10 protein-coding genes are annotated in these 9,961 nt (G+C 50.8%); 5 read left to right on the top strand and 5 right to left on the bottom strand.

Annotated elements, in window-relative coordinates:
• From Q0372_RS02150 to Q0372_RS02140, 3 genes are all read right to left on the bottom strand, one after another.
• A partial coding sequence (locus Q0372_RS02150; RefSeq protein ID WP_298101991.1) for a DUF3828 domain-containing protein occupies nt 1-993 on the bottom strand: 993 nt, incomplete at its 3' end.
• Complete coding sequence (locus Q0372_RS02145) at nt 990-1,190, bottom strand: hypothetical protein (protein ID WP_298101987.1); 201 nt, start codon at nt 1,188-1,190, stop codon at nt 990-992. The genes Q0372_RS02150 and Q0372_RS02145, both read right to left, overlap by 4 nt.
• Before the next feature lie 892 nt (nt 1,191-2,082).
• Nucleotides 2,083-2,712 (bottom strand): alpha/beta hydrolase-fold protein, encoded by a 630-nt coding sequence (locus Q0372_RS02140; RefSeq protein ID WP_298101994.1) that lies wholly within the window; start codon nt 2,710-2,712, stop codon nt 2,083-2,085.
• A 213-nt stretch (nt 2,713-2,925) separates the two neighbouring features.
• On the opposite strand from Q0372_RS02140, the gene abc-f reads away from it, so the two are divergent.
• From abc-f to Q0372_RS02115, 5 genes are all read left to right on the top strand, one after another.
• Nucleotides 2,926-4,878: a ribosomal protection-like ABC-F family protein gene (gene abc-f, locus Q0372_RS02135; protein WP_298101984.1), complete on the top strand. Its 1,953-nt coding sequence runs from the start codon at nt 2,926-2,928 to the stop codon at nt 4,876-4,878.
• A 5-nt stretch (nt 4,879-4,883) separates the two neighbouring features.
• Nucleotides 4,884-6,092, top strand: coding sequence for a M48 family metallopeptidase (locus Q0372_RS02130; RefSeq protein ID WP_298101981.1), 1,209 nt, complete (start codon nt 4,884-4,886; stop codon nt 6,090-6,092).
• Nucleotides 6,079-6,879, top strand: coding sequence for a peptide chain release factor N(5)-glutamine methyltransferase (gene prmC / locus Q0372_RS02125; protein WP_298101976.1), 801 nt, complete (start codon nt 6,079-6,081; stop codon nt 6,877-6,879). The genes Q0372_RS02130 and prmC overlap by 14 nt, the downstream gene beginning before the upstream one ends.
• Before the next feature lie 7 nt (nt 6,880-6,886).
• A complete protein-coding gene (locus tag Q0372_RS02120) occupies nt 6,887-7,543 on the top strand; it encodes a uracil-DNA glycosylase (RefSeq protein ID WP_298101973.1) in 657 nt (218 codons plus the stop codon).
• Nucleotides 7,544-8,343: 800 nt separating this feature from the next.
• Nucleotides 8,344-8,544, top strand: coding sequence for a hypothetical protein (locus tag Q0372_RS02115; RefSeq protein ID WP_298101970.1), 201 nt, complete (start codon nt 8,344-8,346; stop codon nt 8,542-8,544).
• 120 nt (nt 8,545-8,664) lie between these two features.
• Here Q0372_RS02115 and Q0372_RS02110 read toward each other — a convergent pair whose 3' ends face one another.
• Together Q0372_RS02110 and Q0372_RS02105 are read right to left on the bottom strand one after the other, a co-directional pair.
• Complete coding sequence (locus Q0372_RS02110) at nt 8,665-9,099, bottom strand: YbgC/FadM family acyl-CoA thioesterase (protein ID WP_298101967.1); 435 nt, start codon at nt 9,097-9,099, stop codon at nt 8,665-8,667.
• Entirely contained in the window at nt 9,089-9,613 is a 525-nt protein-coding gene (locus Q0372_RS02105; protein ID WP_298101964.1) for a DUF4149 domain-containing protein, read from the bottom strand. The genes Q0372_RS02110 and Q0372_RS02105 overlap by 11 nt, the downstream gene beginning before the upstream one ends.
• Between the last annotated feature and the right edge of the window lie 348 nt (nt 9,614-9,961).

Here is a 9,961-nt window from a genome sequence, read left to right as displayed (position 1 = left end):
CAGACGATAGCCTCCCGTGGAGAGGCGTACTGCACGTACTAGAAGCTTACGAGGGAGGGTGCGATCGTTCGAACTAGGATTATAGAGGACTTCCAGTAGATCGGAGGATGAGTTGGGACGGACGGTTAGCGAAGAGCACCATGTAGGGTCGAAGTCGGTATTGTCAATGAGGACATCGAAGTAGCCACTCTCCACCTCGCCTGTCGTGGCTAGACGATCGTAGTAGAGCTGGATCGTCTGCGGAGTGCAGTAGCGATCACGTAGCGTCTTCAGTTCCTCTTTGAGGGTAGGCTTCATGGCTAGGTAAGCAGAGATATAGCGTTTGTAGAAGGAGAGGACGAAGGCCGATGGGCTGGACTCATCCACCCGATCAACGGAGGCGAAGGGATTAGCGAGGAGGCGATCACCATAGGCCGTCTCATGCCAGGGGGGCGTGATGAAATCAATCAGGTACTTCGCCCCTACCTTCTTCAGACGGAGGGGGATCGCCTGATAGCCCTCCCCTTCCCCGAAGGAGACCTGATACCAGTCTTGACCTAGGCTACGAATCTTGAGGCTATGCTCTGCCCCCGAGTCGATATCCTGGGCACGGAGGATGGGATCAAGATCCGTCATGGCACGTACCCGCTCTAGCTTGGCCTTGGCTTCAGGAGTGACGTGCGCCAGGATGAGCGAATCCATCTGCTCGGGTTCATACATGCGGTCAAAGGATCGGATATACTCCGTGTAGAACCGACGTATCGTCGACTCAGGAGCGGAGGTGTGCTTTCGTGCTACGCTGCTCTTCGGTGAGGAGGCACGCTTAGCCTTCTGAGCGAAGGTCGTGGAGGCAGAGAAGAGCGAGAGAAAGAGGAGAAGAGAAAAGGTAGATAATCGTTTGACCATCGAGAGTGATTGCTTTAGGAGGTGATACGATGCTGTGGAGCACTCCTTAGGGTGGAGGCTCTCTATATAGGACAACGTATCAACCAGGCGGGTGTGTATAGTCCTCACTCTTCCTCCGCCTCCCAAGGGCAGAGTAGCGCCTCTAGCGAGTCAATGAGGATGAAGAGCCCGACCCTTTCGATCGCAACGCGCGCGGGCTGCTCGCGTATTTCGGCGAAGATAGCGAGCTGTGGAGCAACTACAAAAAAATTCTGCCCTTTGCGTAGATGGTGAAATTTAGAGTGTGCGGTTAGAATTCGGTGCATTTGCAGCTTTTTGCAGTTGGTTCCGAGCAAATGTAGCAAATGACATAGTGGGCGCGAGTAATGGAGCGGTCGGCGCTGTCTGTATAGCGAGAGAAAAGGCGAAGTGGCTCCGGACAAAGTGCGCGGTAGAGAGCTGATAATGAAGCATGCGGCGCGAAATTTCACAGGACAAAATTCTGCAAATTCTGCCGCCGCAAATTCGGCAGGTATCGGCTAAGTGCGCCCGCCCGACGCTAAATTTTAAAATTTAAACTAAGCGGCACGTATCGTAGCGCCAAAGCGCTCTTTGGTGCAGTGTAAATTTTGAAATTTCAGCGGTAAATTTAGCCCGCCGGTAAACTAAACAAAACGGCGGGATCATACACGGCGCGCTGCTGTTTAAATTTAGCTTGCAGGCGCGCTAAATCCTAGCTGCGAGATGATTTGCTTCAAATTTTATAACGACTGTTCGCTTGAAATTTTAAACCACTAGCCCCGTACTTTTCTACGAAAATTAACAGCCTCTGCTCGCGATTTGCATCAAGCCGTTTAGCAAAATTCGGTAGCGGCTCGTTTGCGATTTGCACCCCACCCCATGCCACAGCGACGAGCTGCCGTATGATTTACGCTCAAAACCGATTCACACTTATCAAAGCCGCTAAAGCACCGACGGATGCGCTGTACCATTCGCGCCGAATTGCGGTGCGCCATTCTTGCCGCACCGCTTGTGCCATAAAATTTTAACGCAGGTTTGTTCTAAATTTCATTGCATCGCACAAAAAACCGTTGCGCGAGAAATTCTAGCGGCGACTAGCTTTAAATTTACGCTTCGTGCCACTTCTCGGTTCGTTTATTTCGATCTCTCGCTGCTCCTATTCTGTCGCGCCGTGAAATTTTAAAATTTACTCGAATTTTAGGAGTTTACGAGGCTCAAAAGCGCTTTTGAAATTCTTGCGATCTCATCTTGCATGTGCCCGCCCGGATTTTGCTCAAACTCCGCCTTTGCGCCCGCACTGCGGCATTTTGCGATGAAATTTTGCGCCGTCTCGCCACATAGTGCTCCGCGCGGATTTTTCGGGTTCATCTCGGCCTCGCCCAAGGACGCATAGACGTGTGTCAGCCCCCTTTGCGGCGAGTGCGCGGCGACGAAGGCATCAAAGCCGCTAAACCAAAACGATGCCGAGACGCAGGCGATCTTTTGAAATTTATCGCTCGCAAACGCCGCATACGCGCTAAAAAGCCCTGCCAGCGAGTATCCCGCGCACGCTCGCCACGAAGGCTTTCCTGCGCCGAATACGTGCCGCTCGATACGCGGGATCAACTCGTTCGTAAATTTTTCCAAGTGCGCCGCGCCGCCGCCTGCGAAATCGCGCACCCCCTTAAACGGCGACTTTGCCGACCACGGGCTAAGCTTATCGCCCCACTGCGCCTCGTTTAGATAGATCGCCGCAAGCACGAAATCGGCGCCTCGCGAGACGAGCTCGTAAATTTCGCCCACACTGGCCGCGCTAAACTCCAAGGCGTGCAGGTAGATGATCGGCACGGCACTCAAGCAGGGCTCGGATAGGGGGTAGACTGTACGGATGCAAGAGGCTGCGCACGCGTAGCTGTCCCAAAAGACGGTGCGTGCGGGGCGAAAATTTCTACGCGCAGGCCGTTAAATTCCAAACTTTGCATCGCTAAAGCCTTAAAAGTTATTAAAATTTAATAGAATTTTGTGTAAAATCACCGAATTTAACACTAGAGGAACTTAAAATTGGCTTTGATCGAGCTTATCGATGTTACGAAAAAATTCGGCTCTCACGTCGTTTTAGACGGCGTAAATTTCGCACTGGACGCCAATGAGCGCGTTGCCGTGATCGGCAAAAACGGCGGCGGCAAATCCACGTTGATGAAGATAATTGCGGGTCTGTGCGAGATCGACGAGGGGCGCGTGATCACTCAAAACGGGCTAAATATCCAGATGCTCGCTCAAACGCCTAAATTTGACGAAAATCTCTCGGTCAAAGACGCGCTGCGAAGGGAGCTAGCCGAAATTTACGTCGCCCTTAGCGAATACGACGCGATCTCAAGCGAAATCGCCGCGCAGCCTGAAAACAGGGAGCTTTTGGCGCGCCAAGACGAGCTGATTAAATTTATCGAGGCCAAGGACGGCTGGCAGATCGACAATAAGATCGAGCAGGTGCTGCAAAATTTCGGACTTAAAATTTATGAAAACCGCTCCGTCTGTACGCTTAGCGGTGGCGAAATTCGTCGCGTGGCGTTGGGCGCGCTAGTGCTTAAAAAGCCCGACGTGCTGCTGCTGGACGAGCCCACGAACCACCTTGACGTCTATATGGTGAAATTTCTAGAAGATATGCTGCTTGCATCAAAGCAGACGATCGTTTTTATCAGCCACGATCGCTACTTCATCGACCGCTTGGCAACGCGCAGTATCGAGCTCGAAGAGGGTAAAATTTCAAATTTCGACGGCGGATACGAGAACTATCTGAGGCGCAAGCAGGAGATGCTCGCCTCGCTCGAAAAGTCCCACGAGACGCTGCTTAAACAGCTGCGTGCCGAGGAGGAGTGGCTGCACCGCGGCGTAAAGGCGCGCCTTAAACGCAACGAAGGGCGCAAGGCGCGTATCATGCAGATGAGGCAGGATGCGAAGAAAAATCCGGGCGCGATCCGTCGCGTGCGGCTCGAGCTGGAGCGCGCGAGTAGGAGTTTTAACGGCACGGGCGGCGACAATCGCAAAAAGATGCTCTTTGAATGCACGAATATCGGTAAAATTTTAAACGGCAAGGTGCTTTTCAAGGGCTTTTCGGCGCGGGTTTTGCAGGGCGAGCGCATCGGTATCGTAGGCGCCAATGGTGCGGGCAAAAGTACTCTGCTTAAAATTCTACTCGGTCGCAGCAAGATCGATGCGGGCGAGATCAAACGCGGCGAGATCAGGATCGGCTACTTCGATCAGACCCGCAGCGGCATCACGGACGATAAAAGCATAATCGAAATTTTTTGCCCCAACGGGGGCGATCACATAAGCGTCCGCGGCAGCTACATGCACGTCTATGGGTATTTGAAAAATTTCTTGTTTCCGAAGGAGTTTTTAGATAAGCCCGTGGGCGTGCTTAGCGGCGGCGAAAAGAACCGCCTGGCGCTTGCCAAGCTCTTTACCGAGCAGTATGATTGTCTGATTTTGGATGAGCCCACAAACGATCTTGATATCGCGACGATCAATATTTTGGAAGATTATCTGCTAAGCTTCGAAGGTGCGGTAATCATCGTAAGCCACGATCGCTATTTCATCGATAAGATCACGAATAAGCTTTGGGTTTTTGAAAAAAACGGCACGATCGATCAAATTCAAATGCCCTATTCGCAGTATTTGGAGTTTGAAGACGAGATGGCGGAGATCGATCAGATCGAGACCGATGCGGGCGCGAGCGCGAGCGCAGAGGAAGGCGGTCGCGAAAATAAAAAGGAGAAAACGAGCGCCGCCAAACTTAGCTACAAACAGAATAAAATTTTAGAGGAGTATCCCGCTAAGATCGAGGCTATAGAGGCGCGCATAAAGGAGCTAAATCACGCGCTTTCGACGCCTGAAATTTATCAAAAGCTCGGTATGCAGGGGCTTTTTGAAGAACTTGAAGAAAAAAGAGGAACGTTAAACAGTATGGAAAATGAATATTACGAAGTGCTTTCGCTCGCCGAGAGCCTAAAGTAGGCGCGATGGTTTGGTTTTTGATCTTTTTATACGCGCTTTACACGATTTATAAAATTTCGCTTGATCTGCTTGAGTTAAGCTTCATCCGCGCCAAGCTAAAAGAGCCTGCGGTGGTGCTTAGCGAGGAGGATTATCACAAGGCGGGCGAGGTCGGCGCGGTAAATTTAAAATTTAATATATTTTCGCACTGCTTTTCTTTCGCAGTGGCGCTTATTTGGATACTTGCGGGTGCGGGCGCGTTACAGCGCGCGATATATGGTGTAGCGGGCGACGGGATTTTGGCGGGGAGCTGCTTTGTAACAGCGTTTTTAATCATCGGCGGCGCGATATCGCTTCCGCTTGAAATTTACAAAACCTTCGTTAAAGACAGGCGCCTAGGCTTTTCCACGATAACGCCCGCTGTTTTCGTAAAAGACGCGCTAAAATCGCTCATACTCACGCTCATTTTCGGCTTTGCGGTAGCCTCTGCGCTCGTTTTTTGCGTAAATAGCCTGGGCGCGCACTGGTGGGTTTGGGGCTTTTTACTAAGCTTCGGCGTGATTTTACTGATAAATTTAATTTATCCGACCGTTATTGCGCCGCTGTTTAATAAAATGCAGCCACTAGAGCATGGCGAGCTAAAAGAGCGCATAGAGGGACTTTTGCAGCGCTGCGGCTTTAAAAGTAGCGGCGTTTTTACGATCGACGCGAGCAAGCGCGACAAGCGCCTAAACGCCTATTTCGGCGGCTTCGGCGCGACGAAAAAGGTCGTGCTTTTCGACACGCTCATCGAAAAGCTGAGCGAGGATGAAATTTTAGCCGTTTTAGGGCACGAGCTCGGGCATTTCAAACACGGCGATATTTTGAAAAATTTAGCGCTTAGCTTCGTGCTTTTGGGCGTGACGTTTGCGGTATTCGGAAATCTTCCCGGGGGCGTATTCGGCGCGCTGGGGCTTAACGCGGGCGGCGGCGCGACGCTGGTTTTTATGATTTTGTTTGCGCCGATTTTGCATGCGTTTTTTGAGCCGGTGATCTGCAAGATTAGCCGCATGCACGAATTCAGCGCGGACCGGCACGGTGCCAGCATGCAGGATAAAAAGAGCATGATCGGCGCGCTAAAGAAGCTGGGCAGCGAAAACAAGGCGTTTCCGCTCGCTCATAAAATTTACGCCGCGGTGTATCATTCGCACCCGAGCCTGTATGAGCGCATAAGAGAGCTTGATGAGGATCGCTGAGGCGCTAAGATGGGGCTTGGGGCAGTGCGGCTCAAAATATGTCGCGCGCGAAATTTTAAAGCTTTGCGAGCGACTTAGTGACGAACAGCTCGTGCTAAGATGCTCGGAAGAGCTCGCGCATGAAGCGGAATTTCGCGCCAAGATCGTTGAATTTAAAGACGGCCGCCCGCTTGAATACATCATGCAAAGCTGCGAGTTTATGGGCTTTAAATTTTACGTCGACGAGCGGGTGCTGATACCGCGCTGCGAGACCGAAATTTTAGTGAAAAAAGCTCTTACTTTGGCGCAGAGCTTGAGCGAGCCGCGCATTTGCGAGATCGGTACGGGCAGCGGCATAATCGCTATCTGCTTAAAAAAGCTACTTCCTTCTTGCCGTATCACAGCTAGCGACATCAGCGCGGATGCGCTTGAGGTGGCGCGCGCAAATGCCGCAAATTTGGGCGCAGACGTCGAGTTCGTACACTGCGCCTACGCGGATGAGATCGCGGGCGAGTTTGATCTCATCGTCTCAAATCCCCCATACATCGCAAACTCCTACGCATTGGACGCGCGCGTGCTGCAAGAGCCGAAAACGGCGCTGTTTGGCGGCGAGAGGGGGGATGAAATTTTAAAACGCATCGTGCTGATCGCCGCACGGCGCGCAAAATTTCTAGCCTGCGAGATGGGCTACGATCAAAAGCAGAGTTTGTCGGCGTTTTTGCGCGAGCAGGGCTTTAGGGCGGAATTTTATAAAGATTTGGCGCAGTTTGATCGCGGATTCGTCGCGCGAAATTTAAACAGATCGTAGGCGCGCCGTGCAAAGCTCGCAACTACGCAGACTGCTTTATTACAAAGCGTTCGGCTACCGCTACGTAGGCGCCGAAATTTTAAGCGGCGGCGCGCGATTTTTCAAGGCGCTGGACGCGCTGAAATCCGCTACCGCCGAGTGCAATCTCTGCGAGCTTGCCAAAACGCGCACGAGCTCTAGCGAGCAAAATTTTAAAAATTTCAAAACTATCAAAAATTCTAAAACTCCCGCGAACGTAAAACTTATGATCGTAGCTCTCGCGCCGGGCACTAACGAGGGTTTTGGCGGCGGTTTGGAGGCTGAAGTAGCAGCGGCGCTAGATCAAATTTGCGCGCCGGAAGAAATTTATTTTAGCTTTCTGATAAAGTGCGCAGTGCCGCAAAATAGGCGCGTAAGCTCGGAAATGATCTTAAAATGCGCGCCGTATCTGACCGACGAGATCAAAATTTTAAAACCCAAAGTCGTGCTCTGCCTAGGAGAGCTCTGCTGCAAAATCGTGCTGCGAAACGGCGATCTAGCGGGCATGGACGTGCTGCACGGCTCGGTCTTTAACGAGGGCGGCATCAGCTTCGTGCCGAGCTTCGATCCTGCATTCATCGCGCAAAATCCGAGCAAGGCGGAGCTTTTCAAAGAGGATCTGCAAAAGATAAAAGGGCTGCTGTGAGGCGGATTTTTGGCGCTTTTTGCGTGCTTTTGATTTTGCGCGCGGCTTTTGCGCGGGCGCCGCGGCTTGCGGGGCATTTTGAGGCAAAGTAAAGGAATACAGACTGGGTCATTGCTGAGCGCAATTTTGTGGCAGCGCAAAATTTACTTCGTCGCAAGATAACAAAGCGGATCAAATTTTACGTATTGCCCGCTGCGAAATTTTACGCCGCCGAAGAACATTACCACTTCGCAAAATCCCGTGTCGGCGTAGGATAGCGGCATTTTTTGGAAATTCTACGTGGCGGCGAGAGCTGCAGTGAATTTAAATCGCGATACGGGGATGGCCGCGCGGCGCAAAACTAAGCAGCTCGTCCATAAATTTTGCTTTTGTATAAAAATTTTGAGTAAAAATCCGGTAGCACGCCTTAGCAAGGCTATCGCGGCAGAATTTCGCGTGCTATGTCGGCAGAAAAACGCAGAAACCAAGAAAGTTCGCCATGCGCCTTATTTTGCTCGGTGAGAGGTACCCGCGCAAATTTCAGCCCGCAAGAGCGAACTTTTTGGAAATTTAGCGCATGCTCTTTCGCACAAGAGCAAAGTTGCGAACAAAAATAATCGCGCGAGATAACGTGCCGCGGCGAGGTTACGTGCAAAAACGAAAGTTCGCACAAGGCTAAATTTCAAAAACAAAGCCGTTTGGGTACCCGCTACGGATTGAAATTTCACGCAGCTCGCGTTGGAAAGAGTAGGCAGCGAGCAAAATTTCGCGCACTCTGTTTTGGAGCGAGTAAGCAACGATGAAATTTTACGCAGGATAAAATGGCTTGTCGCGAGGAAGCGCAGCTATTATTCGTGCAGTCGGACGGCGACGAAATTTACGCTCTACTTAGTGTAAACAGCGAGCGGAGTAGAGCGGCGCAGACTGCGGATGCGAAATTTTATAAGGGGTCGCCGATGCGAGATGTCATCGCCTCAAGGCAGCAGCTTGACGCTGCGGCGCACGGACGGCCGATCGCATAGTAGATCGCCGTGATGATACGCAGCGGGGTGGGCACGATCGGCGACATTCCAAGCTTCGGCAGGACGAAATACAAGCAGATTTTCAAAAATGGATTTGCGACAACGGCGCAAACTGCGACGCTAAGGCTTGCGCGATTTAATAGAGGGGTTTTGGCTTGGCGCGCAAAGTGATTTAAAAAATTCTAAAATTTCGGCGCTAAATTTGATCGGCTTGCCGTCTTTTACGAAGGCGATCTTTACGTCTTGCGCGTATAAAAGCTCGCTGAAATCCGTCTTTTTAATATCTTTGATCTTGTAAATTTCTTGCTGCAAAAGGGCGCTGGCGTTTTTGAGCGCGGCTAGGTTCGTGCGAATTTCAAGCGTGTCGCCGAGGTGCGCAGGGCGGAGGAATTTAGCGCAAAGCTCGCTAACTACGAAGTATGCGTCCGCGCGCGCGAAGTCCACTCCTGCCTGCATAAGCGCCTCACTGCGCGCTCGCTCGCAAAATTTTATGTAGTTGGCGTGATACACGATGCCCTGTGCGTCGGTGTCTTCGTAGTAAATTTTAATTTTCATCCCGCGCGTCTTTCGCTGCTACGCCATCTCTCGCAGCCAGGGCGGGGAGGATTTTTGCGAAAAACAGCACCGTTTGAAACACGATGATGAGTTTCATGCACCATTCGCTAGCCGCGTGGATTTGGGCAAATTCCTGCGTCATCGTCGCTTCTGCACCGATCTTCTGGGCATTTATAACGTAGTCGGTAAAGTAAAGCACGAAAAGTAGGGCTAAAATGATATTTACGAGCGTCAGCATCAGGGTCGAAAGGCGCAAGCGAAAGGATTGCGATTTGTTGTTATTGAAATTTATCATCTCAAAAACGAGGCAGATGATCGAGACTGCGATGAGGATGCTGCCGTATTTTACGAAGATCTCGCTCATTAGCTTGCCGCTTTGAAAGTGCGATAGCACGCCCTCTCCGATAATCTGCTGCGGGAAAAATACCACGGGTGCTACGAGTGCGCCGAGCGAGAGCTCGATGCCGATAAGGGCCGCGATGATGAAGATATAGATAGAAAAAATTGCGCGCATAAAAGTCCTTTTAAATTTTGATAAATTTTAAATCGGACGTGATTATAGCGAAATCTTATAATCGTGCGCTTAAGTGTTTTGCAAGCGGGTTTTATGCGCGAATGGATGCGGTCGGCGGTTGCGATATTACGGCATATCGCGGTATAATCAAATTTTAGTTTGGATAGGTCGTTTACAAAATTTATAAAATTTTTACGGAGGCTGGAGATGAAATTTGTCTCAGGCGTGTTAAACATAAAATTTCATTATAAAATTTAAAATTTTCCAAATCGTTTTTTAAAATTTCTCTTGCGTATTCAGCCCCCTTTAAGCATCGCTCCTGTATAATCACAATTCTGTTTCGCACCG

The organism is uncultured Campylobacter sp., from assembly GCF_937997405.1.
Classification (GTDB): domain Bacteria; phylum Campylobacterota; class Campylobacteria; order Campylobacterales; family Campylobacteraceae; genus Campylobacter_B.
The sequence above is the reverse complement of the archived record's forward strand: the minus strand, read 5'-3'. Positions and strand labels throughout refer to the sequence as shown.